Source organism: Mesorhizobium sp. 10J20-29, from assembly GCF_054130485.1.
In genome coordinates, this window is sequence record NZ_CP199156.1 from 206680 (window position 1) to 233633 (window position 26954).

Annotated in this window: 28 protein-coding genes; 27 read left to right on the forward strand and 1 reads right to left on the reverse strand. The window is 63.9% G+C overall.

The window, feature by feature from the left end:
• Position 1: 1 nt before the first annotated feature.
• The 26 genes from flgG to fliQ all read left to right on the forward strand — a co-directional run bounded on the left by flgG (position 2) and on the right by fliQ (position 24820).
• Positions 2-790 (forward strand): flagellar basal-body rod protein FlgG, encoded by a 789-nt coding sequence (gene flgG / locus ACT2BZ_RS01035; RefSeq protein ID WP_457938650.1) that lies wholly within the window; start codon positions 2-4, stop codon positions 788-790.
• A gap of 5 nt (positions 791-795) precedes the next feature.
• Positions 796-1263, forward strand: coding sequence for a flagellar basal body P-ring formation chaperone FlgA (flgA, locus tag ACT2BZ_RS01040; protein ID WP_457941441.1), 468 nt, complete (start codon positions 796-798; stop codon positions 1261-1263).
• A complete protein-coding gene (locus ACT2BZ_RS01045; RefSeq protein ID WP_457938652.1) occupies positions 1260-2513 on the forward strand; it encodes a flagellar basal body P-ring protein FlgI in 1254 nt (417 codons plus the stop codon). Before flgA ends, ACT2BZ_RS01045 begins: the two co-directional genes overlap by 4 nt.
• A 9-nt stretch (positions 2514-2522) precedes the next feature.
• Entirely contained in the window at positions 2523-3113 is a 591-nt protein-coding gene (locus tag ACT2BZ_RS01050) for a MotE family protein (RefSeq protein ID WP_457938653.1), read from the forward strand.
• Positions 3110-3820 carry a flagellar basal body L-ring protein FlgH gene (flgH, locus tag ACT2BZ_RS01055; protein ID WP_457938654.1) on the forward strand — a complete coding sequence of 237 codons (711 nt, stop codon included), beginning with the start codon at positions 3110-3112 and terminating at the stop codon, positions 3818-3820. The genes ACT2BZ_RS01050 and flgH overlap by 4 nt, the downstream gene beginning before the upstream one ends.
• Complete coding sequence (locus ACT2BZ_RS01060; RefSeq protein ID WP_457938655.1) at positions 3820-4353, forward strand: flagellar basal body-associated FliL family protein; 534 nt, start codon at positions 3820-3822, stop codon at positions 4351-4353. Before flgH ends, ACT2BZ_RS01060 begins: the two co-directional genes overlap by 1 nt.
• A complete protein-coding gene (gene fliP, locus ACT2BZ_RS01065; protein ID WP_457938657.1) occupies positions 4350-5081 on the forward strand; it encodes a flagellar type III secretion system pore protein FliP in 732 nt (243 codons plus the stop codon). The genes ACT2BZ_RS01060 and fliP overlap by 4 nt, the downstream gene beginning before the upstream one ends.
• A 190-nt stretch (positions 5082-5271) precedes the next feature.
• A complete protein-coding gene (locus ACT2BZ_RS01070; protein WP_457938658.1) occupies positions 5272-6363 on the forward strand; it encodes a flagellin N-terminal helical domain-containing protein in 1092 nt (363 codons plus the stop codon).
• A 269-nt stretch (positions 6364-6632) separates the two neighbouring features.
• The gene (locus tag ACT2BZ_RS01075; RefSeq protein ID WP_457938659.1) at positions 6633-7721 is read left to right on the forward strand and encodes a flagellin N-terminal helical domain-containing protein; all 1089 of its coding nucleotides are present in this window, start codon (positions 6633-6635) and stop codon (positions 7719-7721) included.
• A gap of 288 nt (positions 7722-8009) precedes the next feature.
• A complete protein-coding gene (locus tag ACT2BZ_RS01080) occupies positions 8010-9002 on the forward strand; it encodes a flagellin N-terminal helical domain-containing protein (protein ID WP_457938660.1) in 993 nt (330 codons plus the stop codon).
• Positions 9003-9286: 284 nt separating this feature from the next.
• Positions 9287-10279, forward strand: coding sequence for a flagellin N-terminal helical domain-containing protein (locus tag ACT2BZ_RS01085; RefSeq protein WP_457938661.1), 993 nt, complete (start codon positions 9287-9289; stop codon positions 10277-10279).
• A 269-nt stretch (positions 10280-10548) separates the two neighbouring features.
• A complete protein-coding gene (locus ACT2BZ_RS01090) occupies positions 10549-11544 on the forward strand; it encodes a flagellin N-terminal helical domain-containing protein (protein WP_457938663.1) in 996 nt (331 codons plus the stop codon).
• Between the two features lie 221 nt (positions 11545-11765).
• Positions 11766-13424, forward strand: coding sequence for a flagellar basal-body MS-ring/collar protein FliF (gene fliF, locus ACT2BZ_RS01095; protein ID WP_457938664.1), 1659 nt, complete (start codon positions 11766-11768; stop codon positions 13422-13424).
• Positions 13424-14062 (forward strand): hypothetical protein, encoded by a 639-nt coding sequence (locus tag ACT2BZ_RS01100; protein WP_457938665.1) that lies wholly within the window; start codon positions 13424-13426, stop codon positions 14060-14062. The genes fliF and ACT2BZ_RS01100 overlap by 1 nt, the downstream gene beginning before the upstream one ends.
• Complete coding sequence (locus tag ACT2BZ_RS01105) at positions 14059-15333, forward strand: MotB family protein (protein ID WP_457938667.1); 1275 nt, start codon at positions 14059-14061, stop codon at positions 15331-15333. Before ACT2BZ_RS01100 ends, ACT2BZ_RS01105 begins: the two co-directional genes overlap by 4 nt.
• Complete coding sequence (locus tag ACT2BZ_RS01110; RefSeq protein ID WP_457938669.1) at positions 15330-16658, forward strand: chemotaxis protein MotC; 1329 nt, start codon at positions 15330-15332, stop codon at positions 16656-16658. Before ACT2BZ_RS01105 ends, ACT2BZ_RS01110 begins: the two co-directional genes overlap by 4 nt.
• Positions 16655-18058, forward strand: a complete 1404-nt coding sequence (fliK, locus tag ACT2BZ_RS01115) for a flagellar hook-length control protein FliK (RefSeq protein WP_457938670.1) — start codon at positions 16655-16657, stop codon at positions 18056-18058. Before ACT2BZ_RS01110 ends, fliK begins: the two co-directional genes overlap by 4 nt.
• Positions 17988-18581, forward strand: coding sequence for a transglycosylase SLT domain-containing protein (locus ACT2BZ_RS01120; RefSeq protein WP_457938672.1), 594 nt, complete (start codon positions 17988-17990; stop codon positions 18579-18581). The genes fliK and ACT2BZ_RS01120 overlap by 71 nt, the downstream gene beginning before the upstream one ends.
• A 184-nt stretch (positions 18582-18765) precedes the next feature.
• Positions 18766-19434 carry a response regulator transcription factor gene (locus ACT2BZ_RS01125; RefSeq protein WP_457938674.1) on the forward strand — a complete coding sequence of 223 codons (669 nt, stop codon included), beginning with the start codon at positions 18766-18768 and terminating at the stop codon, positions 19432-19434.
• A gap of 117 nt (positions 19435-19551) precedes the next feature.
• The gene (locus ACT2BZ_RS01130) at positions 19552-20811 is read left to right on the forward strand and encodes a flagellar hook protein FlgE (protein WP_457938676.1); all 1260 of its coding nucleotides are present in this window, start codon (positions 19552-19554) and stop codon (positions 20809-20811) included.
• A gap of 22 nt (positions 20812-20833) precedes the next feature.
• Positions 20834-22276 (forward strand): flagellar hook-associated protein FlgK, encoded by a 1443-nt coding sequence (flgK, locus tag ACT2BZ_RS01135; protein ID WP_457938677.1) that lies wholly within the window; start codon positions 20834-20836, stop codon positions 22274-22276.
• A 4-nt stretch (positions 22277-22280) separates the two neighbouring features.
• Positions 22281-23330: a flagellar hook-associated family protein gene (locus tag ACT2BZ_RS01140; RefSeq protein ID WP_457938679.1), complete on the forward strand. Its 1050-nt coding sequence runs from the start codon at positions 22281-22283 to the stop codon at positions 23328-23330.
• 35 nt (positions 23331-23365) lie between these two features.
• Positions 23366-23713 carry a flagellar biosynthesis regulator FlaF gene (gene flaF / locus ACT2BZ_RS01145; protein ID WP_457938681.1) on the forward strand — a complete coding sequence of 116 codons (348 nt, stop codon included), beginning with the start codon at positions 23366-23368 and terminating at the stop codon, positions 23711-23713.
• Positions 23710-24156, forward strand: coding sequence for a flagellar biosynthesis repressor FlbT (gene flbT / locus ACT2BZ_RS01150; RefSeq protein ID WP_457938683.1), 447 nt, complete (start codon positions 23710-23712; stop codon positions 24154-24156). Before flaF ends, flbT begins: the two co-directional genes overlap by 4 nt.
• The gene (flgD, locus tag ACT2BZ_RS01155) at positions 24153-24557 is read left to right on the forward strand and encodes a flagellar hook assembly protein FlgD (protein ID WP_457938684.1); all 405 of its coding nucleotides are present in this window, start codon (positions 24153-24155) and stop codon (positions 24555-24557) included. Before flbT ends, flgD begins: the two co-directional genes overlap by 4 nt.
• Positions 24554-24820: a flagellar biosynthesis protein FliQ gene (gene fliQ / locus ACT2BZ_RS01160; protein WP_457938686.1), complete on the forward strand. Its 267-nt coding sequence runs from the start codon at positions 24554-24556 to the stop codon at positions 24818-24820. The genes flgD and fliQ overlap by 4 nt, the downstream gene beginning before the upstream one ends.
• Here fliQ and ACT2BZ_RS01165 read toward each other — a convergent pair.
• The gene (locus ACT2BZ_RS01165) at positions 24817-25524 is read right to left on the reverse strand and encodes a winged helix-turn-helix transcriptional regulator (protein ID WP_457938687.1); all 708 of its coding nucleotides are present in this window, start codon (positions 25522-25524) and stop codon (positions 24817-24819) included. The two genes, fliQ and ACT2BZ_RS01165, sit on opposite strands and share 4 nt — an antisense overlap.
• 191 nt (positions 25525-25715) lie before the next feature.
• Here ACT2BZ_RS01165 and ACT2BZ_RS01170 point away from each other — a divergent pair, with 191 nt between their 5' ends.
• Positions 25716-26873 (forward strand): acyl-CoA dehydrogenase family protein, encoded by a 1158-nt coding sequence (locus ACT2BZ_RS01170; protein WP_457938689.1) that lies wholly within the window; start codon positions 25716-25718, stop codon positions 26871-26873.
• The last annotated feature ends 81 nt before the right edge of the window (positions 26874-26954 follow it).

Below are 26954 nucleotides of genomic sequence, written 5' to 3' on the forward strand. Positions count from 1 at the left end.
GATGAAAGCACTCGCCATTGCCGCCACCGGCATGAACGCCCAGCAGACCAATCTTGAGGTCATCGCCAACAACATCGCCAACATCAACACCACGGGCTTCAAGCGGGCCCGCGCCGAATTCTCCGACCTTCTCTATCAGGTCGATCGCATGCAGGGCGTTCCAAGCCGCGCCAATTCAAGCATCGTGCCGGAAGGCGTCTCGATCGGCCTCGGCGTCAAGACGGCGGCCGTGCGCAATGTCCACATCCAGGGCGGCCTCACCAGCACCGGCAACAATCTCGACCTCGCGCTGACCGGCAATGGCTGGTTCCAGATCGAGGGACCGGACGGCCAGACGCTCTACACGCGCTCCGGCGCCTTCAACACCAATGCCACCGGCCAGCTCGTCACGGTCGACGGCTTCACCGTCAGCCCGGCGATCACCGTTCCGGCCGACGCACTCGAAGTCATCGTCAACAAGTCGGGCCAGGTCTTTGCCCGGCTTGACGGCCAGATCGAGCTGCAGGAACTCGGTCAGCTGACGCTTGCCTCCTTCGCCAACGAGGCTGGCCTTGCGCCACTCGGGGACAACCTCTTTCAGGAGACCGCGGCTTCCGGCGCTGCCAATGTCGGCGTCCCTGGCGACCTCGGTTACGCCACCATCGAGCAGGGCTACCTCGAGAACTCGAACGTCGATCCGGTCAAGGAAATCACCGAACTGATCTCGGCCCAGCGCGCCTATGAAATGAACTCCAAGGTCATCCAGGCCGCCGACGAAATGGCTGCGGTCGTCTCCAAGAACATCAGGTGACGACGATGGTCTGGCGCTCGATCTGCAAGCTTGCACTGGTCACCGCCATCGCCATGGCGGCGTGGGCCGGCGCAGCTATGGCGCAGGAGATCGTCTTTATTCCCAACCGCGTTATCTATCCTGGCGAAACCATCACCATGGACGCCCTCAAGGAAGTCACGCTGAAGCCCGGCAAGATCATCCCGCCGGCCGTCGCCATCGCTCCGATCGAGCTCGACGGCAAGATCGCCGTCCGGACGCTGCTGCCCGGCCGCTACATCCAGGCGAATGGAATTCGCGAGCCCTGGGTCGTCGAACGCGGTGCCTCTGTCCAGATGATCTTCGTTTCGGGCGGACTGACCATCTCGGCCGCCGCAATCACGCTGCAGCCGGGTGCTGCAGGCGACTTCGTCAAGGTGCGCAATGTCGATAGCGGCAAGGTGCTGACCGGCACCGTCATGGCCGACGGCTCAATCAGGGTCAGCGCTTCATGAACAGGCTTGCCGTGCTCATGTTCTGCGGAGCCCTCTCCATCCTTCCTAACACGGGATGGGCCGCCGACATGGAAATCCAGATGCCGCCGCAGGGCGGCCTTTCGCAGTTTCCGGCGCATGCCGATGGCGTTCCCATTGGCCAGGAAGGTGCTTCCGGCCAGCTGGTCCGCTACACGCTGGGCGACAGCAATCTGCCCTCAAATGGCGGTACCGTCGCGCGCATCAAGGACATCGCCCAGTTGCAGAGCGCGCGCGACAATCAGCTTGTCGGCTACGGTCTCGTCATCGGCCTTCAGGGCAGCGGCGACAGCCTGCGCAACTCTCCCTTCACCGAGCAGTCGATGCGGGCCATGCTGGAAAACCTCGGCATCGCCAGCGAAGGCGGCCGGGCGCGTTCCAAGAATGTCGCCGCCGTCATCGTCACCGCCAACATGCCGCCCTTCGTCCAGTCGGGCGCACGCATCGACGTCACCATCTCCTCGCTTGGTGACGCCTCCTCCATCTCCGGCGGCACCTTGGTGATGACACCCATGAAAGCCGCCGACGGCGAGATCTACGCCGTCGCCCAGGGTCCGGTCATCTCCGGTTTCAACGCGCAAGGCGCGGCCGAACAGCTCAGCCAGGGCGTGCCGACCGCCGGGCGCATCCCCAACGGCGCCATCATCGAGCGCCAGGTCGATGCCAGCTTCGCCAACCAGTCGACGATGGTGCTGCAGCTGAGGAATGCCGACTTCTCGACGGCCGTCAGGGTCGCCGACGCCATCAACACCTATGCCGGCGTTCGCTTCGGCGCCCGCGTCGCCCAGGAACAGGACTCGCGCACGATCGTCATTCAGAAGCCGAAGACCATCTCGGCCGCGCGCTTCTATGCCGAGATAGAGAACCTCGCGGTGGAATCGGACGCGCCTGCCCGCGTCGTCGTCGACGAGCGCACCGGCACGATCGTCATCGGCAACGACGTCCGCATCTCGCGCGTCGCCGTCAGCCATGGCGCGCTCACGGTGCGCGTTACCGAGGCGCCGCGTATTGTCCAGCCCGAGCCCTTCTCGCGCGGCGAAACCGCGGTCGAGCCCTACACAGCCATCGAGGCCACCCAGCCCGACGCCAAGGTCGCCGTACTGGACGGACCCAATCTCGAAACACTCGTCTCGGGCCTGAATCGGCTGGGCGTCAAGCCGGACGGCATCATCGCCATCCTCCAGGGCATCAAGTCGGCCGGCGCCATGCAGGCCGAACTGGTCATGCAATAGAGGCCGCCCATGTTGTTCTCCTCATCCAACCCGACCAGGACCGCAGCCGGCGCAGGCGCGACTCTCGCTATCGCGATCGCCGCTCTTTTCGCCCTCGCCGGCCCGGCGGCGACCGAATCGGCGAGCCATGCCGAAGCGCCGGCGCACGAGGCTGCCGCGCCGGAGCCCGCGCCTGTTCGCCAGATATTCGAGTCCCCCAAGACCGGCACCGAGATCGAGCGCTTCTGCTCCAACATCGCAGATGCAGCGCGCGACCGTCGCTATGTGCTGCAGACCAAGGAGCTGCTCGCCCTCCAGCAGGAGGTCGACAAGCGCATCAAGGTGCTCGAGGAAAAGCGTGCCGAATACGAAGACTGGCTGAAGCGCCGCGAGGAATTTCTCGCCCAGGCCGAGGACGGCGTCGTCAAGATCTATGGCGGCATGCGCCCCGACGCTGCCGCCGAACGCCTGGCCGAACTCGATGCCACGCTGGCAGCCGGCATTCTGATGAAGCTCGACGCCCGCAAGGCCGGCGTGATCCTCAACGAAATGGAACGCAAAGCGGCAGCGATGCTGACCGGCGTGATGGCAAGCGCAGCGCGCAGAAACGACCCGACATGAAGCGTACCGGTATCCTCGTCGCCGCGACGCTTCTGCTTTCGGGCTGCGCCTCTGGCGTCTTCAAGGAGATCGGCCAGGAGCCGGCCCTGTCGCCGGTCGGATCCGGACTCGACACCGCGCCGCCGGCCCAGAACGCAAGCTACGACGCCTACCCGTCACCGCCGGTCAAGCGCTTCTCGCTGTGGAACGACCGCCAGAGCCGACTCTTTACCGACCCGCGCGCGCTGTCGCCGGGCGACATTCTCACCGTGCGCATCAAGATCAACGATCGCGCCAAGTTCAAGAATGAATCGCAGCGCAGCCGCACTGCCGACCGTTCGCTCGGCGGCGACCTCGCCTTCGACTGGGATGGCGTCGGCTCCAGCGGCACCGCTGACGGCACCATCGGCTCCAAGACGTCGACGGCCGGTGACGGCGCGACGTCGCGTTCGGAAAATCTCGAGCTGATGGTCGCGGCGGTTGTCGTCGAAGTGCTGCCCAACGGCAATCTCATCATCAAGGGAACGCAGGAAGTGCGCGTCAACGCGGAACTGCGCATCCTGACGATCGGCGGTATCGTGCGGCCCTACGACATCGGACCGGAAAACACGATCTCCTACGAGCGCATTGCCGAGGCCCGTATTTCCTACGGTGGACGCGGCCGGCTGACCGAGGTGCAGCAGCCGCCTTACGGTCAGCAGGTGCTCGACCGGTTGTTGCCCTTCTGATGGCGGCGGCAGCCGAAGCAGCGGCCGGCGCGGCCGACGAGGTCCCCCAGAAGATGGGACCGTCGATCGTCGTCCAGCTCGGCGCTCTGCTTTTCCTGACGGCGGCGGCCGCCGGCATGGGCTGGGTTTCGGGCGGCATGCTGACCAGCGGCGGCTCGGGGTCTGACGGCCACGCGCCGGCCGCCGGACACGGGGAAAAGGCGAACGCCCAAGGCGAAGCCAAGGACGGCCATGGCGAGGCGCCGGTAAGCGACACGGTCATCCCGCTCGAAGCCATTACCACCAATATCGGCGCCCCTACCGACGTGTGGGTGCGCATGGAAGCCTCGATCGTACTCGACGCGCCGCAGGCCCCCGAACTCGCCGGCATCATCCAGCAGGACCTCCTGGCCTATCTCAGGACCGTCAAGCTTTACCAGGTCGAGGGAGCCAGCGGCTTCCGCCACCTGAAGGCGGATCTCGAGGAGCGGGCGTCGATCCGCAGCGACGGCCACGTCAAGGGACTCTTGATCAGGACCCTGCTTTTCGAATGAAGCGCCTCGGCCTAGCACTCCTGATCCTGCCCGCGACCGTGGTCGCGGCTTTCGCGCAGCAGCTCGACCTCGGAGCCATCGGCCAGGCCGACGGCACGACGATCGGCTACATCATCCAGATGTTCGGCGTCCTGACGATCCTGTCGGTTGCGCCGGGCCTGCTGATCATGGTGACGAGCTTCACCCGCTTCGTCATCGCCTTTTCCATCCTGCGCGCCGGCATCGGCCTGCAGACGACGCCCGCCAACATGATCCTGATCAGCCTGTCCCTGTTCATGACCTTCTATGTCATGGCACCGACTTTCGATCAGGCCTGGAACAATGGCGTTCGCCCTTTGATGGACAAGCAGATCACCGAAGTCGAGGCCTTCGAGCGGATCTCCGATCCGTTCCGCGTCTTCATGGTCAAGAATGTCCGCGACAAGGATTTCGACCTTTTCGCCGATCTCGCGACCGAGCGTGGCGAGACGGTTGCCCGCGACACCGTCGACCTCAGGGTGCTCGTTCCCGCCTTCATGATCTCCGAGATCCGGCGCGGTTTCGAGATCGGGTTCCTGATCGTCCTGCCCTTCCTGGTGATCGATCTCATCGTCGCCACCATCACGATGGCAATGGGCATGATGATGCTGCCGCCGACCGTTGTGTCGCTGCCCTTCAAGATCCTGTTCTTCGTCCTGATCGACGGCTGGAACCTGCTCGTCGGAAGCCTCGTCCGTTCGTTCAACTGAACGCGCAGATTTTATTCAAATTAGATTTTGTTAACTACGTTTGTTAGCCAATTCGCAGCATCCCGGATGGCATAGTCAAACCGTTAACTATGACGGGTGACCGGGCTTTCTCGGTCATGGGCATGATGTCTTACCGTCATACCGGTCGAGCCGGATGCAAACAATTTCCTGAGTACTGGGTACCTGTAACATGGCGAGTATCATGACCAACGCCGCGGCGTTGACGGCTCTTCAGAGCCTGAATTCCACCAACAAGAACCTCGAGGTCACGCAGTCGCGCATTTCCACAGGCTACCGTGTGGCCGATGCAAGCGACAATGCCGCCTATTGGTCGATCGCCACCACCATGCGTTCCGACCACAAGGCGATGTCCACCGTTCAGGACTCGCTCGGCCTCGGTGCTTCCAAGGTCGACACCGCCTACACGGGCATGAACAAGGCGATCGAGACCATCAACGAACTGAAGGTCAAGCTCGTCGCCGCCGTCGGTTCCTCCGATTCCGACAAGGCCAAGATCCAGACCGAGATCAAGTCGCTGCAGGGCCAGCTGAAGAGCTACGCCGACTCGTCGACCTTCTCGGGCGCCAACTGGCTGGCAGTCACTTCCGACAAGACCGCTGCGGGCGCGGCGGCCGGCACCGACGACGCCGTCCAGCAGGACGTCAAGATCGTCGCTGCCTTCAACCGCTCGGCCACTGGCTCCATATCGCTCGGCACCATCGACGTTAAGGTCGAGGGCCTCAAGCTGTTCGACAATGGCGTCGTCGGCGAGGTCAAGAACCAGGGCATTCTCGACCGGACCACCCAGGTCTGGAGCTCGACGGCCGCACAATCCGCCTATGATACGACCTATGCCACGCGCCTGGCTGCAGGCGATGATGACGGCGCTGCCGACACGGCCGCGGCCACTGCCGCGGGCACCGCGGACGGCACGGCTACGGCAATTGCAGGCGTATCGGTCTACAACCTCGACATAACTGCGGTGGGCGTCAACGACAACTTCATCACAAGCATGATTGCCAAGGTGGAAGTCGGGTTGAAGGAGATGACGACGGCTGCGACCAACCTTGGCGCCGCCAAGAGCCGCATCGATCTGCAGAAGACCTTCACCACCAGCCTGATGGACTCCGTCGAGCGCGGTGTCGGTCAGCTCGTCGATGCCGACATGAACAAGGAATCGACCCGCCTCCAGGCCCTGCAGGTTCAGCAGCAGCTCGGCATCCAGGCGCTGTCGATCGCCAACGGCAACTCGCAGTCGATCCTGTCGCTGTTCAGGGGCTAGCCAACTCGCCAGTCGGACAAGTGAAACGGGTCGCGCCTTGGCGCGGCCCGTTTGCATTTTGCAAGCCGCATTGAGAATCCGTCCGTTAATCGAGAAAATCCTTTCATGGCAAAGCGTTAACCATGCTCCTTATCCATTTCGCAGGGAGTGGGTGACACGGTTGCAGGCTATGGCGGGTTGATCCGAATTCAGTGGTCATTGGCATGATGCCGTACCGTCATACCGGCGAGCCGGTATGCAAACTTCCCTGAGTTCCGGGTACGAGTATCATGGCGAGTATTATGACCAACGCCTCGGCGTTGACGGCTCTTCAGAGTCTGAATTCCACCAACAAGAACCTTGAAGTCACGCAGTCGCGCATCTCGACCGGCTACCGCGTCGCCGACGCCAGCGACAATGCCGCCTACTGGTCGATCGCGACCACGATGCGTTCGGACCAGATGGCGATGTCTACGGTTCAGGATTCGCTCGGTCTTGGCGCTTCCAAGGTCGACACCGCCTACACGGGCATGAACAAGGCGATCGAGACGGTCAACGAGATCAAGGTCAAGCTCGTCGCGGCCAACGGTGCCTCGGCAGCCGACAAGCAGAAATATCAGATCGAGATCGACGCGCTGCAGGGCCAGCTGAAGAGCTACGCCGACGCTGCGACCTTCTCGGGCGCGAACTGGTTGTCGGTAACATCCGACAAGACGGCAGCCGGGGCAGCCGCAGGCACCGACGATGCCGTACAGCAGGACGTCAAGGTCGTCGCTTCGTTCAACCGCAATGCCGCCGGTTCGGTTTCACTCGGCACGATCGACATAAAGGTCGAGGGCATCAAGCTGTTCGACAATGGCGCCGTTGGCGAGGTTAAGAACCAGGGTACCCTCGACCGGACTACCCGGATCTGGAATTCCACCGCCGCCCAGTCAGCCTATGACACGACCTATGCGACCCGTTTGGCTGCTGGCGACGAAGACGGCGCTGCCGATCTGGCGGCGGACACGGCTGCACACACCGCAGACGGTGCAGCGGGCGAGGTAACGGGCATTTCCGTTTACAATCTCGACATCACCGCTCCTGGCATCACCGATGGCTTTATCACCGGCATGCTGGGGAAAGTTGAGGGCGCGTTGAAGGAGATGACGACGGCCGCCACAAACCTCGGCGCCGCCAAGAGCCGCATCGAGCTGCAGAAGGCCTTCACCACCAGCCTGATGGATTCGGTCGAGCGTGGCGTCGGCCAGTTGGTCGATGCCGACATGAACAAGGAATCGACCCGCCTCCAGGCCCTGCAGGTTCAGCAGCAGCTCGGCATCCAGGCGCTGTCGATCGCCAACGGCAACTCGCAGTCGATCCTGTCGCTCTTCCGTTAGGCGACCAACGATCTCTGAGCGGGGCCTCGACCCCGCCTCAAAGGGCCGCGCAAGAGCGCGGCCCTTTTGCATACGGGCCGCGCTGAAGAATCCGGCCGTCCTCGAGAAAATCCTTTCCGGACAAAGCGTTAACCATGCTGCTTATCCCTTTCGCAGGAACTGAGGTGCCATGGTGCAAACAGATGGCGGGTGATCTTTTTCTTTGAGTGGTCATTGGCATGATGCCGCACCGTCATACCGGTCGAGCCGGTATGCAAAGAGTACAGTTGTGTAAAGGGTACGAGTACCATGGCAAGCATCATGACCAACGCTTCGGCGTTGACGGCTCTCCAGAGCCTGAATTCCACCAACAAGAACCTTGAAGTCACGCAGTCGCGCATCTCGACCGGCTACCGCGTCGCTGACGCCAGCGACAATGCTGCATACTGGTCGATCGCCACCACCATGCGTTCGGATCAGATGGCCATGTCCACCGTGCAGGATTCGCTCGGTCTGGGCGCTTCCAAGGTCGACACCGCCTACACCGGCATGAACAAGGCGATCGAGACGGTCAACGAGATCAAGGTCAAGCTCGTTGCCGCCAACGGCGCCTCCACAGCCGACAAGGAAAAGATCGACATCGAAATCAAGGCGCTCCAGTCGCAGCTGAAGAGCTACGCCGACTCGGCCACCTTCTCAGGCGCCAACTGGCTTTCGACCGACACTACCTCGGGTCACGCAGTTGCCGGCACGTTCGACGACGTCAAGATCGTTGCGTCGTTCAACCGCAACGCCGCCGGTTCCGTTTCGCTTGGCACCATTGACGTCAAGGTCCAGGACATCAAGCTCTATGACGCCTTCGCAACGGCCACAGGCCTCAACGATGGCATCCTGGACGCAGCGCGCCTCGGCACGACCGGCGCTCGTTCCGCGACGGCTCAGGTGCCGACCGGAGGTGCCGCAGTCGTGGCTGGTGACACCTATACCGTCTCGTCGCTCACGGTTAAGGGTCACAGCGATGCACAGATCTCTCAGCAGCTGACGGTTGTCGAAGCCGCTCTGAAGGACATGACGACGGCCGCGACCAACCTCGGTGCCGCCAAGAGCCGTATCGACCTGCAGAAGACCTTCACAACCAGCCTGATGGACTCCGTCGAGCGCGGCGTCGGCCAGCTGGTTGATGCCGACATGAACAAGGAATCGACCCGCCTCCAGGCCCTGCAGGTTCAGCAGCAGCTTGGCATCCAGGCGCTGTCGATCGCCAACGGCAACTCGCAGTCGATCCTGTCGCTCTTCCGTTAAGCGACAGACCGTTACTCGGCGGGCCTCCAGCCTCGCCTCAACGGGCCGCGCGAAAGCGTGGCCCGTTTTTCGTTTCGGCGCGATCCGGCCCCCGCACGGGGTGTTCTTACTCAACGGAAGCCCCTGTTAACCATGCCGCTTATCCCTTTTGCAGGGAGTGGAATGGCATAGTTCGCAGAGATGGCGGGTGATCCCTCGACGAGAGGTCATTGGCATGATGCCGCACCGTCATACCGGTCGAGCCGGTATGCAAAGAGTACAGTCGTTTAGAGGGTACGAGTACCATGGCAAGCATCATGACCAACGCTTCGGCGTTGACGGCTCTTCAGAGCCTGAACTCCACCAACAAGAACCTCGAAATCACGCAGTCGCGCATTTCGACCGGTTACCGCGTCGCCGACGCCAGCGACAATGCCGCCTACTGGTCGATCGCAACAACCATGCGCTCGGACTATAAGGCAATGTCGACCGTTCAGGATTCGCTCGGACTGGGCGCTTCCAAGGTTGATACGGCCTACACCGGCATGAACAAGGCGATCGAGACCGTCAACGAGATCAAGGTCAAGCTCGTTGCCGCCAACGGCGCCTCGGATGCCGACAAGGCCAAGATCAACATCGAAATCTCGGCCCTTCAGTCTCAGTTGAAAAGCTATGCCAGTGCCGCAACCTTCTCGGGCGCCAACTGGCTCGCGACGGATACGACAACCGGTACGTCTGCTGCCGGCACGTTCGACGACGTCAAGATCGTCGCCTCGTTCAACCGCAACGCCGCCGGTTCCGTCTCGCTCGGCACCATCGACGTCAAGGTCCAGGACATCAAGCTCTACGACGCGGGTCAGACCAGCGAAGCAAATGCTGGCATCCTTGACGCCACGCGCAATGCAGCTGGCGCCCGTACGGCGGCCTCGACGGCCACTCTTGGCACCTATAATGCTGCCAACACCTTCACGGTCGCCTCGCTCGCGCTCACCAATGGCACGCTTTTTGCCAACGACCAGCAGGTGACGCAGATGCTGGGTGTCGTCGAAGGCGCCCTCAAGGACATGACGACGGCTGCGACCAACCTCGGCGCCGCCAAGAGCCGCATCGACCTGCAGAAGACCTTCACCACCAGCCTGATGGACTCCGTCGAGCGCGGCGTCGGTCAGCTCGTCGATGCCGACATGAACAAGGAATCGACCCGCCTCCAGGCCCTGCAGGTTCAGCAGCAGCTTGGCATCCAGGCGCTGTCGATCGCCAACGGCAACTCGCAGTCGATCCTGTCGCTCTTCCGCTAAGCGACCAACGATCTCCGAGCGGGGCCTCCAGCCCCGCAGCCACGGGCCGCGCGAAAGCGCGGCCCGTTTTCGTTTATCGACGAAAAATGAATTTTGCTCGCATCACCCCGCAGGCTTTAATTCCGCATTAACCATATCGCCTGTAGTTATGGTTAACCAATGCCTTAGGCAGGCAGACCGAGCGCGGTCAGTAGGCATGATGCCGCTTCGCCTGGTTGGTCGGGATACGGCACGCGCAAGCCTGCCGACACAAAGAGGGGTGAGTAATCGTGTCAAGCATCATGACGAACGCTTCGGCGATGACGGCGCTTCAGACGCTCAGTGCGACCAACAAGTCGCTCGAGACGACGCAGAGCCGGATCTCCACCGGCTATCGTGTCGCGGAAGCGAAGGACAACGCAGCCTACTGGTCGATAGCGACCACCATGCGATCCGACAACAAGGCGCTCTCGGTCGTCCAGGATGCTCTGGGCCTCGGCGCTTCCAAGGTCGACACGGCCTACACCGCTATGAACAAGATCATGGAGCGGGTCGACGAAATCAAGGTCAAGCTGGTCGCCGCGGTCGGCGCAAGTGCCGAGAACAAGGACAAGATCCAGTCCGAAATCTCCGCCCTCCAGCAGCAGCTCAAGAGCTTTGCCGAATCGGCCAGCTTCTCAGGCACCAACTGGCTGTCGGTCGACTCGACCGTTGCCGCAGGCAATCCTTCCGCCGGCACCCACGCAGACGCCGAGATCGTTTCCTCCTTCACCCGCGATGCCGCGGGCAATGTGGTGCTGTCGAAGATCAAGATCGACGTCCAGTCGATCAAGCTCTACGACGCCGCAGCCACGACGGAAGAAACCAAGGGCATCGTCGAGGGCCTTCGCCTCGCGACGACCGGCGTTCGCGACGACACGGGAACCGCGGGTGTGGGCGGCACGATCGCCGGCACCGACGCCTACTCGGTTTCGACGCTCACCGTTGTGGGCTTCACCGACGCGCAGGTCACCCAGATGATCACCGTGGCGGACCAGACGCTTTCCGAAATCGCCGATGCCGCCACCAAGCTTGGCGCGGCAAAGAAGCAGATCGACCTCCAGAAGGAATTCACGACCAGCCTGATGGACTCGATCGAGCGCGGTGTCGGCCAACTCGTCGACGCCGACATGAACAAGGAGTCCACCCGTCTCCAGGCCCTGCAGGTCCAGCAGCAGCTTGGCATTCAGGCGCTCCAGATCGCCAACAGCAACGCCCAGCGCGTGCTCTCGCTGTTCCAGAACTAGCGGCCCGCGCCACTCCGGGGTCCGCCATTTGACTAGAGCCCGTTCCACGCCGGAAGTTCCGGCGAGGAACGGGCTCTAAGCTTTTGTATCACCTGACTTTTCAAGACCGGGAATCAGCCGCTTTCTGCACCGACTTTTTCGGTCCGAACGGCCCGTCCTATCATTTTCGCACAAGCTTCAAGCTCTAACCTCGGATGGTGCGTCTATCCGGGAGTCGAACCGTGCCAGAGCAGTTGAAGCCAATCGTCCAGAACCTGCTCGACTTCGGTCCGCGCCGGCTGGCCATGATGGGCGCCGTTCTCGCTCTGGTGCTTGCCGTCATCGCCGTCGGCTCGATCTATCTCAACCGCCCCGCTTACGAGACGCTGTACGTAGGCCTGGAACGGTCGGACGTGAACCAGATCGGCCTCGTGCTGGGCGAGGCCGGCATCGGCTTCGACGTGGCATCCGACGGCACGACCGTGCTCGTCCCGGCCGGCAAGACCGCGCAAGCCCGCATGATGCTGGCCGAAAAGGGACTGCCGACCAGCGCCAACGCCGGTTACGAGCTCTTCGACAATGTCGGCTCGCTCGGCCTGACCTCCTTCATGCAGCAGATCACCCGGGTGCGCGCCCTGGAAGGCGAGATCGCCCGCACAATCCAGTCGATCGCCGGCATCCGCGCCGCCCGCGTCCACATCGTGATGTCGGAACGCGCCAACTTCCGCCGCGACGAGCAGAGGCCGTCGGCTTCCGTGGTCATCCGCTCGAGCGGTATGGACGCCGCCCGCAGCGCGGTGTCCATACGCTATTTGGTCGCCGCTGCCGTTCCGGGCCTCAACCCGCAGGACGTCACCGTCCTCGATTCGACCGGGACGCTGCTCGCCGCCGGCGACGATCCTAACAACAACAGCGCCAGCCAGTCGCTCAACGTCGAGCGCAACATCGAGCTGCAGATCGAGGACAACATCCGGCGCGCCCTGGCCCCCTACCTTGGCCCGGACAATTTCCGCGCCAGCGTCAAGGCCGACGTGAACACCGACTCGCGCCAGACCCAGGAGACCATCTTCGATCCTGAATCGCGGGTCGAGCGGTCGATCCAGGTGGTGAAGTCGAACGAGAACGCCAGCCAGAAATCGGCCAGTTCGCCGACCACCGTCGAGCAGAACCTTCCCGAGGCCGACCTCGCATCGGCTGACGGCCCGCAGTCTTCCGAGCAGAGCGAGCGCAAGGAAGAGACCACCAACTACGAGATGAACTCCAAGCGCATCGAGACCGTCAGCAACGGCTACACCGTCACCAAGATGTCGGTCGCCGTCGTCGTCAACCAGCAGCGGCTGACCGCCATCCTGGGCGACACGGCCACACCCGAACAGATCGCCGCCCGCGTTGCAGAGATCCAGAAGTTGGTCGCTTCGGCAACCGGCTTCAGCGAAATCCGCGGCGACGTGATCAGCGTTTCGGCGGTCGAGTTCATCGACGGCCTCGACGGCGAAGAGACCGCCGCGCCCGGCATGCTGGATTCGATCGGCCGCCACGCCGGCACGATGATCAACGCCGCTTCCTTCATCGTCGTCGCCTTCCTGCTCGCCTTCTTCGGCCTCAAGCCGATGGTCGCGGCGATGAGCCAGCCGACCCCCGCGCTTGCCGCGCCCGGAGCGTCGTCAGCGGCCGACGATTCGCAGCGCACCCTGCCGAGCCCGCAGGCCGCCAACTCCCCGGGCACTCCGGAATCGGCGGCGGCTTCGATCCCCGGGGCGCGCGCCGGTTCGACACCGCTCGACGAGCTGCGCCAGAAGATCCGCCCGGCGCCGCAGGACAGGCTCGCCCGCATGGTCGACCTCAATGAGGAGCGCACCGCGCAGATCCTGCGCAAGTGGTCGCATCAGGAGGCCTCCTAGTGGCAGTCGTCGACCTTTCCGACCTGCTACAGGATTTTGGTGCAAGCCCGCTGCCCCTGCCCGCCGCGATGGCGGAACCGCGCCCGGTCGCCAGGGCAGAAACGCCTCCTCCCGTCGACTGGCCGAAGGCCGATCCCGAACAGGACGTCCAGGCCCAGATCGCCAAGGCGGAAGCTGCGATCGAGGAGCGCCTGACGCTCGCGCACAACGCCGCGCTCGATGAACTGAAGCTTGCGCACGCCACCGAACTGGAGGCCATGCTGCAGAACTTCGGCAAGTCGGCCGCAGAGACCATCGCCGCCCGGATGGACGAAATGGAAAGCCGCATCGGCGAGCAGTCGGCCTCGGCGGCAACACGGATTTTGGGCGCCTTCCTTAGCGAGGAATTGCAGAAGCGCTCGCTTGAAAGCCTCGCGCAGTCGATCCGCGCCGCAGTCACCGACCGCGAAGCCGTCCGCATCGAGGTGCGCGGCCCGCAGTCCCTGTTTGCAACGTTGAGCGAGTCGCTCGGCGACCGCGCCGGCGAGTTCGACTTCATCGAGGCGCCGGGCTTCGACCTCGTCGTCAACATCGACGGAAATCTCTTTGAGACGCGCCTGTCCGAATGGGCAACCGTGCTTTCGGACATCCTCTCATGAGCATCACCGCCGACGACGAACCAAAACACGAGATCATCATCGTCAAGCGTGGTCATGGCGACCACGATGAGGGCCATCACGGCGGCGTCTGGAAGATCGCCTTCGCCGACTTCATGACGGCCATGATGTGCTTCTTTCTCGTCATGTGGCTGATCAACGCTTCGAATGAGCAGACCCAGGCGGCCGTTGCCAGCTACTTCAATCCGGTCAAGCTCATCGACCGCAACTCGTCGAAGAAGGGTCTCGAGGATGTCGGCGACGGCCCCCATTCGGCTGGCGCCTCTTCCGACACCTCCGCGTCGGAGCAGGTCAAGCCGACCGAGGGCGTTCTCACAGCCAACCCGTCGACCCAGAAGGAGGACGACGCCTCCAAGAGCGAGAACCATTCCGACAAGTACCTGTTCGCCAATCCCTACGCTGTCCTGTCGGAGATCGCCGAGGAGACGGGCGTGCTGCAGAATATCAGTGAAAAGGGCGACGGCGGCGCGCAGCTATCCGGTCCCTCGAGCGGTGCATCCGGCGGCGAAGCCTACCGCGATCCCTTCGCCCCCGACTTCTGGACGCAGCAGGTCGCATCGGCGCCCGAAACAGCGCAGGGCGCGGTTCGCAAGCCGAAAATGGACGGCGACAATCGCACCGAGACGCCCGAGGACGTCATGATGGAGGCCGTCCCGTCCGATACTGCCCCCTTGCAGGAGCTTGCCGGCAAGAAACCGAAGGCGGCGGCGGCAGAGGACCACGCCGACCCGGCCAAGACGGACGAGCACGCCGAGCCGGTCGACAAGGAAGAAAAGGCGCCGAGCGCCGAAACCGTCAAGGCAGCCGATGCCATCCGCGAGGAACTGGCGCAGAGCTTGGCCGCCGATCCCAAGATCGCCGAGGGACTGTCGGTCGTTGCTGGGGAAAAGGGCGTCGTGATTTCCGTGACCGACCAGTTCGACTTCGGCATGTTCGAGATCGGCTCGGCCCTGCCGCGCCGGGAACTCGTGCTTGCCATGGAAAAGATCGGCAAGACGCTGGCCGAGCAGAAGGGAACGCTCACCATCAATGGCCATACCGACGCACGTCCGTTCCGCAGCGCCGACTATGACAACTGGCGGCTGTCGAGCGCGCGCGCACACTCGGCCTACTACATGCTGGTCCGCGGCGGCCTCGACGAGACACGCATCACCGAGGTGTCCGGCCATGCCGACCGCGAACTGAAAGACACGAACGATCCGTTCGGCGCCAGCAACCGCCGCATCGAGATCCTGCTGGACGTCGACGGATGAAACCGCTCCGCGCACTCTGCCGGTTGGCGGGCGCCGCGGGTTTCGTGGCCGCTTCGGCCAATGGTCTGCTGGCCGAAGAGGCCCAGCTTCAACCCTACCAGATGGTGCGGTCGCTCGAACTGGTTCAGGACCGCATTGCCGGCGGCGATCATGCCGCCATGCCCATGCAGCGCAAGCTGCTCGAGATGATCGACGCGCGCTTTGCGGCAGACGACGGAACCCGCTTCGACAACATACTGAACCGCCGCGCCCTTCTCGTCTACGCGATGAGCGGCGGCAACCCGAGAACCGTCGAGTACGCCCTGACGAAGCTTGGCCAGGACGACCCCGTCGTCCAGCTCGGCGACGGTATCCTGGCCTATATCCGGGGCGAACCGCTGGCCGCGCGCACTGCACTCGGCGGCGTCGACCCCATGGCCTACACGCCCGATCTCGGCGCCTCCCTGGCGCTGGTCAAGGCATCGGTGCTTGCCGAGCAGGAGCCGGAGGCCGCGCTCGCCCTGCTCGACAAGGCGCGCCTGCTCAGCCCCGGCACGCTTGTCGAGGAGGCGGCGCTCCGCCGGTCAATCGCCATCGCGACCGGGCTTGGCGACATCAGGCGATTCCTGTTCCTTTCTGAAGAATATGTCCGCCGCTACCTGAGATCGCCATACGCCAGCCAGTTCGCCGACACTTTCGTGGCCGGCGTCATCGCGCTCCATGTCGGGCTGGACCTTGCCGAGGTCACCACCATCGCGGGGCTGATGGAGCCCGAGCAGGAGAAGGTCATCTACCTGCGCATCGCCCGCCAAGCCGCCATCGACGGTCTGACCGAACTCTCGGCCTTCGCGTCGGGGCGCGCTGAGGGCCGCGACGAGGATGCGCGCACGCTTCTCTATTCGAGCCTGTCCGGCGTGACCTCGGGCACGGTCGGCGACGTGCTCGCCAGGCTTTCGAAGATCGATCGCGACCAGCTGTCCGAAAGCGACAGGGAACTGCTCGACGCGGCAAGTGCCATCGCCACAGGGATGACCGCGGTGCCGGAAGGCCTGCCGGAGCAGGTGATCAAGGCTCGGGCCAACCCGGTTCGCGAGGTTGGTCCTGAACCCGTTCCTGCCGCGGCTGCGCCGGCTGACGACCATAGCCAGGAACCCGTTGCGGCGCCGGCCGCGGGCCACGGCCAGGAACCTGTCCAGCAGGCTGCGGTACAATCGCATTCGCCGGCGCCGCTGAATGGTCCGGCGCGCAGCATCGATGCCGCGGCCGACGAGACAGACGCCATGATGGCCGCGACGCGTGCCAAGCTGACAGACATCGACAAGTTGCTCGGGGAGATGCCGGAATGACGAACGGGGTGGATCAGGCGCTGCCAAGGATCCTGATGCCGAGGACCGGCGCAGACCGGCAAACGTCTCGCGACGCTGAGGCTGGTCCCGGCTTCGACGAGGCGTTGGGCAACGCCTTGAAGTCGAGGCCTGGCGCCGGGGCCGAGCAGGCCGACGCCGACCGCGATGCTCCGCGTTTTGGCGCACGGTTCGGCGCTGCCATCCAGCGCATCGAAAGCTTCGGGCGCAGGTTCGAGTTCCGTTTGCCGGATCGCGGTCAGGACGATGCACCGGACGCCCCCCTGCCCGACGGGTCTGCCCCGTCCGCCGATGAAACGGCAGAAGCTGATGCACCGACTCATCCCCGCAAGACGGCGAAAGCTCCGAAGGAAGAACCCGAGGTGGATGCCTCGCCTGCGCTCGTGTCAGCTGACGTCCCTGAACAGCCCGAACCCGCCGAAGCAACTGCCGTGAAGACCGCGCCGGATGAAACCGATCCGCCACAAGCCCAGGCGGCCGCCGGTGCAATGCGCCCCGACGTCGCGGCCACCCGTAGCGGCGAGTCCGCGCGTCGCGCGGCGCCGGCTGCTCCCGTTGCCCGCACGGGAACTGATTCCGTCAGCAGCGAGGTAGCCGAGGACGGCGAGGCGGATTCGGGAACCGCCGATGGCGTCGAGCCGCGAGCCCGCACGGTACAACCGGCCGCCGCTCCGCGCCGCGAGACCGCCGAGACCGAATTGCCACCGACCGGCGTCCGCTCCCGATCGAGTTCGGCAAATGCAGACGCGTCGTCCGACAGGACGGCGCCAAAGTCGGTCAACTCTGCCGCCGACAACGGACGCTCCACGTCGCGGGTCACCGTGATTTCCGAACAGATGATGCCGGCGCCCGCCCAGTCGACGTCGCTTTCGCTCGCAACGACGCTTGCCGCGAGCGGCGTGCTAAAGCCCGAATCGATCCGGATTACAGCCGAGGCGCTGCCCATCGGCACGACACCAGCCCACTCGCTTTCCATTCAATTGCACCCGGCCGAGCTCGGCATGGTCACCGCCAGCCTCAAATTCGTGGGCGACCAGCTCTCGATCGAGCTGCAGGTCGAAAGCAACGAGGCGTATCGTGCCCTCCAGACCGACTCCGAGAGCTTGGTCAAGTCGCTGCGCGGCATGGGCTATGAGATCGACCGCGTCACGATATTGCAACCTGCAGCTGCTTCTTCAACCCAGGCGCGTCCGGACGGCGCCGGGGCCGGAGCTCAGCAATTTACTGGCAGCGGCCAGCAGTCGAACGCCGGCTCATCGGCCAGTGGCGGCGGAGGAACCAACGGTCAGCAGCCTGGAGGAGCACAGTCGCATGCCCGTCAAACCGGCCAGAAAGGCCCTGCTGGCAACAATGATCGCGGTTCTGGCGGCGTGTATATCTAGCGCCGGCAAGGCACAGGCTGTCGAACCCGAAAATCCCTGCGAACCCGAGATCCTGCGGGCGTCCGAGCACTATGACATTCCGCTCGGCATCCTCTACGCCGTCGGGCTGGCCGAGACAGGCCGAAGCGGCAGCTTGCAGCCTAACGCACTGAATATTGGAGGGAAAGTCGTCTACCCGCGAACCCGACGCGAGGCACTGAAGGCATTCGAGGCGGCCCGCGCCTCAGGCGTGAAGTGGATCGACGTCGGCTGCATGCAGGTCAACCACCACTACCACGGCCGCGAGTTCAAGAGCGTTGCGGAGATGCTCGACCCCCGCCGAAACGTCGACTATGCGGCCCGCTTTCTGCTCACCCTGCACGCCCGCCACGATACCTGGTCGATGGCCGTTGCACGCTACCATGCCGGCCCCGACAACGACCCGGCGCAGAAAAAATATGTCTGCCGCGTCATCGCCAACATGGTTGCGACCGGCTTCGGAAAATGGACCGATAACGCCAGGAATTTTTGCAACCCAGCGTAGAGTTCAGCATCATCGCCCCAGAGCCGCTCCCGCCCGCCCGCAAGCCGGGACAGCCGCGGCGCCGCCCACGGTAACGTGCCGACTCGCAAGAAATTACCTGTAAGAAATCACGGTTGTTCAGGATTAATGACAGGAGCTAACTCTTCGTAATCAGTTGAAAACTTCTGATTCGGAGGGCGGGCCGGTGATCGTAATTGTGGACGAGCGAGAGCTCGTACAAGAGGGATATCATTCACTTTTTGACAGAGAGGGCGTGGCTACGGCCTCGTTTCGATCTAACGAATTCGGCGAATGGGTTACATCGGTCGCCGATGAGGACCTGAGATCGGTCCAGGCGTTCCTGATCGGCGATTGCGGCGACAGTGCCGTATCTCCCCGCACGATCCGTGACCGGACCGGCGCGCCGGTCATCGCACTCAGCGAGCATCATTCGCTCGAAAACACCCTGATGCTTTTCGAGTCCGGCGTCGACGACGTCATCCGCAAGCCGGTTCACATCCGCGAGATACTCGCCCGCATTTCCGCGATCCGGCGCCGGGTTCAGGACGAGCAGGAGCACACCGAGATCGGTCCGATGCGCGTCTTCATGGATGGCCGCGAGCCCGAGATCAACGGCGAACCGCTTCCCCTGCCCCGGCGCGAGCGCCGCATTCTCGAATATCTTGCGAGCAATCGCGGTCGTCGCGTCACCAAGTCCCAGGTCTTCAACGCGATCTACGGCATCTTCGACGACGAGGTCGAGGAGAACGTCGTGGAGAGCCACATCAGCAAGCTGCGCAAGAAGCTGCGGGAACGGTTAGGTTTCGACCCGATCGATTCCAAGCGCTTCCTCGGCTACCGGCTGGTTGCCTGATGTTCCCCGACCGGTCGGGCTCCACCTTGCTGGACCCGATCGTCGGCGCGCCAGCTTCGCGCAAGTCCATGGGCCTATGATCGCGGTTGGTCACATGGGAACTGGGGAAACGCCTCGATGAGCCTTTATGGAATGATGCGGACCGGCGTGTCCGGAATGAACGCCCAGGCTAACCGCCTGTCCACGGTCGCCGACAACATCGCCAACTCCGGTACCACCGGCTACAAGCGGTCGAGCACCGAATTCTCCTCGCTGATCATCCCCACCACCGCCGGCAGCTACACCTCGGGCGGCGTCACCACCACGGTGCGCCACGCGGTCTCGCAGCAGGGTGACCTGAAGTACACGACATCAGGGAGCGACCTCGCGATCAACGGCGAAGGCTTCTTCGTCGTGCAGAGTCCGAGCGGCAGCCCGGTGCTGACCCGCGCCGGCTCCTTCGTTCCCGATGGCGAAGGCCGCCTGGTCAATGCGGCCGGCTTCTACCTGATGGGCTACAGCTTCGCCAACGGCATCCCGAGCGCCGTCGCCAACGGGTTTGGCGGGCTTGAGCAGATCCGCATCTCGCAGGTCGAACTGACGGCCACACCGACCACGGCCGGCTCGCTCGTCGCCAACCTGCCGAACAATTCGACGGCGCCAGCGGCCGCCAACCTGCCCTCGGCCAACGCGCCAACCGCGGAAGCCGGCGGCAAGTCCTCGCTGGTCGTTTACGACAATCTCGGCACCGAGGTGGTGCTCGACGTCTACTTTACAAAGACCGGCACCAACACCTGGGAAGTCGCCGTCTACAATCAGGCCGATGCCGCGCCGTCGACCTCGTTCCCCTATTCCTCCGGTCCGCTGCAGACGCAGTCGCTCAGCTTCGATCCGGCAACCGGCAAGCTTTCCGGCGCCAGCGCCAACAACATCGTCATCCCGGTTCCGGGCGGCGCCTCGTTCGACCTCGACCTGACCCAGACAACGCAGCTTGCGCTGAACTACACGGTGCTCGATGCCAAGGTAAACGGCGATGCGCCGAGTGCGGTCGCCGGCGTCGAAATCTCCAACGACGGCACCGTCTACGCCCAGTACGAGAACGGCAGCTACTTGGCTCTCTACAAGATCCCCATCGCTACGGTTCAGAGCCCCGACCAGCTGACCAACCTGCCTGGCAACGTGTTCACGCAGAGCGCCGATTCCGGCGGGGTCGAGATCGGCTTCGCCAACGAAGGCGGCCGCGGCAGCATCGTTGCGGGCGCACTCGAGAATTCCAACGTCGATATCGCCGAGGAACTGACCAACATGATCGAATCGCAGCGCAGCTACACTGCGAATTCGAAAGTGTTCCAGACCGGAGCCGATCTCATGGACGTCCTTGTCAACCTCAAGAGGTAGCCTGAAGCTGCCGAGATAAAGCATGTCGCTGTCATCCGCGCTGAGCACTGCACAATCGTCGATCAGGAATGTCGGGCGCCAGACCAGCATCGTTTCGCGCAATGTGCTCGAAGCCAACAACCCCGACTACAATCGCCGCACGGCGGTCGTCGCCAGCACGGCGCCGGGCGCCCACGTTGTCCAGGTCCAGCGCGCGACAAGCGACCAGCTGTTTCGCCAGAATCTCGGCGCCTTGTCGCAGTGGAGCGGCCAGAGCGCACTCTACTCCGGCATGGAACGGCTCGGCATATCGGTAAACGGCATCGACAATGCCTCGTCTCCGGCCACCGCCATCGGCCGGCTGCAGGAGGCGATGCAGCTCTATTCGTCTGCGCCTTCCAACCAGAACCTCGCCGAGAACGCGCTCGACGCGGCCCGCCAGGTGGTGCGCTCACTCAACGACGGCACCGCGGCAATCCAGTCCTTCCGCTCGCAGGCCGATGTCGAGATCGCCGGCGCGGTTGGCGAGTTGAACACCCTGCTCGCCGATTTCAAGAATTCGAACGACTTGGTGATCGCCGGCACGCGCGCCGGTCGCGACGTCTCGGACCAGCTCGACCAGCGCGATGCGACGCTGAAGAAGATCGCCGAATACCTGCCGGTGACCACCTTCACCCGCGGCGACAACGACATGGTCGTGATGACCAATGACGGCACGATGCTGTTCGAGGCCATACCGCGCGCCGTGACCTTCACGCCGTCGAGCGTGCTTGCTGCCGGCGTGCCCGGCAATTCCGTCTATGTCGACGGCGTCGCCGTCCGCGGCACCAATCCCGCGTCCGGCAAGCTCGCCGGGCTGACACAGCTGCGCGACAGCGTCACCACCACCATGCAGAGCCAGCTCGACGAAGTCGCGCGCGGCCTGATCACCGCCTTCTCCGAGACCGCGCCCGCACAGCCCGACGCGCCGGGTCTCTTCACCTGGCCCGGCGCACCCGGCATGCCGGCGGCCGGCACCCTGGTCAGCGGTCTGGCCGGCTCGATTTCGCTCAACGCCGCCATGGATTCCGCGCAGGGCGGCAACCCCAGCCTGTTGCGTGATGGCGGTGCCAATGGTGCGGCCTATGTCGTCAACACCCTCGGCGGCTCCTCCTATTCCAACCTGCTGATCGCCTACAGCGACCGAATGACCACGCCGATGGCCTTCGATCCCGCCGCCGGCATCAACCCCAACACCAGCCTGTCCGATTTTTCGACCAATGCCATCGGCTGGTTCGAGGGCTTGCGGCAGACCGCCTCGACGACGCTGCAGAACAGCGAGGCTCTGGCGGTGCGCACCGCCGAGGCGCTGTCCAACGACACCGGCGTCAATGTCGACATGGAAATGTCGCTGCTGCTCGACCTCGAACATTCCTACCAGGCCTCGGCGCGTCTGATCTCGACCATCGACGAGATGCTCACGGCTCTGCTGGCGGCGGTGAGGTAGCGCCATGAAGGCATCCTTCGTCTCGACCTCCGCTGTTTCCCAGGCCCTGCGCTATTCCATGCAGCGCACGCAGAGCAGCCTGGTCACGGCCCAGAAGGAGGTCGCATCCGGCAAGGTCGCCGACACCGGTCTGGCGCTCGGCGCCCAGACCGCTCAGGTCGTCAGCTTCGCCCGCGATTTCGACCGCCTCAACGGCATCGTCGATTCCAACTCGATGGCTTCCTCGCGCCTGTCGGCAACGCAGATGGCGCTCGGCAAGCTGTCGGAGACCGCGCAAAATTTCCTGGCCACGCTGACAGCAACGGCCAATGGCGACGCCGGGGCCACGGTCACGCGCAGCGGCGCCGACACCGCACTGCAGGAACTCAATTCGATCCTCAACACCAGCCTGAACGGCGAATACCTGTTTGCCGGCGTCAACACGGACGTCCGCCCGGTCAACGGCTTCAACGAAGCTGGCTCACCGTCCAAGGCCGCCTTCGACGCTGCTTTCCTCGGTCATTTCGGCTTCGCGCAAAACGACCCGGCCGCCGCCAACATCACGGCGGCGCAGATGGATACCTTCATCACCTCGGCCCTCGAGCCGCAATTCCTAGGCGCCGGGTGGCAGGCCAACTGGTCGAATGCCACCGACCAGAAGATCGTCAGCCGCATCGCGCTCAACCAGACGACCGAAACGTCGGTCGGCGCCAACGAGGAAGGCATGCGCAAGCTGGCGATGGCAGCCGCCACGATCAGCGACCTGTTCGACAGCAACCTCAGTGTCGCCGGCAAGAAGCAGCTGATCGAGCGCGCCGTCTCCATGGTCGGCGAGGCCATCGCCGGACTTGCCGACCTGCAATCGCAGACCGGCATCGTCGAGAAGCGCGTCTCCGACGCCAGTGAACGCATCAAGATGCAGGCCAGCCTGTTCGAGAAGAACATTCTCGATATGGAAGGCGTCGATCCCTACGAGGCTTCGACGCGCGTGGCCGACCTGCTTTCGAGCATCGAGACTTCCTACGCGCTGACCGCGCGCATCCAGCAACTGAGCCTGCTTCGATTCCTGGGCTAACGGCAACACCAGCGGCGACGCCAGACGGACACGACATGTATCAATTCTCTTACGCCGACATCCAGACCGACTCCGTCGCCGATGCCAAGGATCGCGAACGCCAGCTGCTGACGCGCTCGATCGACATGCTGATCGCCGCACGAGCCGTCGGCACGGACTCGATGGAGGCCATCGAAGCCCTCCACTTCATGAACCGCGTATGGACCTCCTTCGTCGAGGACCTCGGCAGCCCCGACAACGCACTGCCCAAGGAGCTGCGCGCCAACCTGATCTCCATCGGCCTGTGGCTGTTGCGCGAGGCCGAGGAGGTGCGCCAGGGCCGATCCGACAATTTCGAAGGCCTGATCGAGGTCTCCCAGATCATCCGGGATGGAATCCAATGAAGAACACTTTGAAGATATCGCTCAAGCCGAACGAGAAGATCTATCTCAACGGCGCCGTCATCCGCGTCGACCGCAAGGTGACGCTCGAACTGCTAAACGACGTGCAATTCCTGCTCGAGAGTCACGTGCTGCAGATCGACGAAGCGTCGACGCCGCTGCGCCAGCTCTATTTCATCCTGCAGGTCATGCTGATGAATCCGAGCGGTGCGGGCGACGCCTATGAGATGTTCCGCCGCTCGCTGCCGCTGATGCTGGCAAGCTTCAGCGATCCCGAGATCACCGGTACGCTCAAGCACATCGACCAGATGGTCGGCGAGGGCCATGTCTATGAGGCCCTGAAGGCGATCCGCTCGCTCTATCCGATCGAGAGGAAGGCCCTGAGCGACAATGACGACCAGCCATCGAGCGAGCCGAAGATGATGGCCCAGGGGGGAAAGAGATGAACGTCACCAGCGCAACCAGTGCACCGCCGACGGCAGCGACTGACGCTGCCTCCAAGACCCAGGTCGACTACCAGTCCTTCCTCAAGCTGCTGGTCGCCCAGATGAAGAACCAGGATCCGACGGATCCCATGGACTCCACCCAGTACATGGCCCAGCTTGCCGCCTTCAGCCAGGTCGAGCAGTCGGTCCAGATGAACAGCAAGCTCGACCAGATGCTGCAGTCTTCCGTGCTTGGCCAGGCCGACGCGCTCATCGGGCGCACCGTCACCTCAGCCGATGGCAAGGTCAGCGGCAAGGTCGAGGAAGTGCGCCTGACGTCCAACGGCATGGTCGCCGTGCTCGAAGGCGGCAAGGAGATCACGGTCGGCACCGGCATCACCATCTCGGGCACGCCGGCGTGAACGAGGCCGATGCCCTCGATATCGTCCAGTTCGCTATCTGGACGGTACTGACGGCATGCGGCCCCGCGGTCGCTGCGGCAATGCTCGTCGGCGTCGGCATCGCACTTGTCCAGGCGCTGACGCAGATTCAGGAAATCACGCTCACCTTCGTGCCGAAGATCATCGCCATCATGCTGGTGGTTGCCTTCACCGGCCCCTTCATGGGCAGCCAGATCTCGGCCTTCGCCAACGTCATCTTCGAGCGCATCGAAACCGGCTTCTAGACCGCCCGCAGGGCCGGCTGGCGGACACGGCTGGTTTCCGTCGCAAAGGGGCTGAGCCCCAGCCAGCTCTGCATCGCGCCGGATATTGTCGGATCGCCGTCGATCTCGAGATTGCCGTTCTCGATCTCATGGCGCAGTTTCGCTATTCCCATCCAGATCGCGGTCATCGTCCTCAGGGGCGTACGAACCAGCAGGTCGACCTCGAATCCCGGGTCGAAGGCGCACAGGTCGACTGTGCCTTCTTCGACGACCAGCCAGAAATTCTGTCTTGTCGCCGGCAATTCGGGATACTGAAACTGTATCGTGCATTTCCGGCGCGGCAACGGCTCGATGACCAGGTTGCGGCGCATGTCCCACATCAGCAGCGACGGATCGAGATTGCGCAGCGAAAGCTGCGATTCAACCCAGCGTGTGCCCCAGAAACCCAGGCCCATCACGATCTCGCGCAGGTCTTCCCCGGCCGGTGTCAGCGTGTATTCGACGCCGCTGCCATCGCGCGACACGGACACGATGCCGGCCTTTTCCAGATCCTTCAGCCGTTTCGAAAGAAGCGCCGGCGACATGCGCGGCACGCCGCGCCTGAGGTCGTTGAAACGCGTCGTGCCGGCCAGCAATTCCCGCATGACCAGCGGGGTCCAGCGCGCACAGAATATCTCCGCCGCCATGGAAACCGGGCAAAACTGCCCATAACCGCCTCGTTCCATCCTTCCGTCCCCTGCTTCTGACGTAATGCCTCCTGCCACCCGTCCGAGTGTGGACAGCCGGGGTTTCAGGACATTGTCGTCGGGGCGCTCGAGAATGTAACCGCGTCGAGCGCCAGTACAGTTCCGATACTGGACCCTACGTCATTGGAGGCTGATGGTCGAGCGATAGAAACAGGAGGACTACCATCGCCATGACCATCGCAAGCCAGATCTCGAGTCCGAAAACCAACGGATCCGAAAGCGTCGCCGCCATCGCGCGCCGCCTCGCCCCGGACTTCGCCGGGCGGGCGGCAGATTGTGACGAGAACGATCGCTTCGTGGCCGCCAACTACGAAGCTCTGAAGGCGGCAGGCCTGGTCGAGGCGGGCGTGCCCGTCGAATTCGGCGGCAAGGGCGCCGAGCTCGCAGAACTCTGCGACATGCTGCGCGAGATCGCACATGGCTGCAGCTCTACCGCACTCGCCTTTTCCATGCACACCCACCAGGTCGCCATTCCGGCCTGGCGCTGGCGCTATCAGAAGATCGCCGCCGTCGAGCCGCTACTGAAGCGGGTCGCTTCGGAAAAGCTCATCCTGCTGTCGAGCGGCGGTTCCGACTGGATCGCCGGCTCTGGCAAGGCCGTCAAGGTCGACGGCGGCTACAGGGTCACCGCGCGCAAGGTTTTCACCTCGGGCGCGGAGGCCGGCGACCTGCTGATGACGGGCGCCATTCTGGAGGGCGAGGAACCGGCAAAGGTGCTGCACTTTGCCGTGCCGATGAAGGCGCCGGAAGTGAAGGTCGTCGAGACCTGGCGCACCCTCGGCATGCGCGGCACCGGCTCCAACGACGTCGTCATCGAGGACCTCTTCATCCCCGACGCCGGGGTGGCGGTGGCGAGAAACAGCGGCGAGTGGCACCCGCTGTTCCACATCATCGCGACGATCGCCTTTCCGCTGATCTACGCGGCCTATCTCGGCGTCGCCGAGAGCGCCCGCGACATCGCCATCGGGCTGGCCGGCAGGAAGGCCCCCGACCAGCACCTGGTGTCGCTCGCCGGGCGCATGGACACCAGCCTGCGCGCCGCGCAGATGGCGCACCGCCACATGGTCGAGACCGCCAACCAGAACGCCCCCTCGGCAAACTCGATCAACGAGGTGATGATCGGCCGCTCGCTGGTTGCCGAAAACGCCATCCGCACCGTGGAACTGGCGCTGGAACTTGCGGGCGGCGCCGGATTCTACCGTTCGAACGGGCTTGAGCGGCGCTTCCGCGACATCCAGGGCGCCCGCTTCCATCCGCTGCAGCAGGGCCCGCAGGCGACCTACGCCGGCTCGATGGCGCTCGGCCTGTCCGTCGACAAAGTGTTCTGACCTGCGCGGAAGGGCGGCACCGGTCGCCCTTCCGGCCCACCTTCGCACAAGCTTGGCGGCCTAGTCTGGTCGGGCCGGATC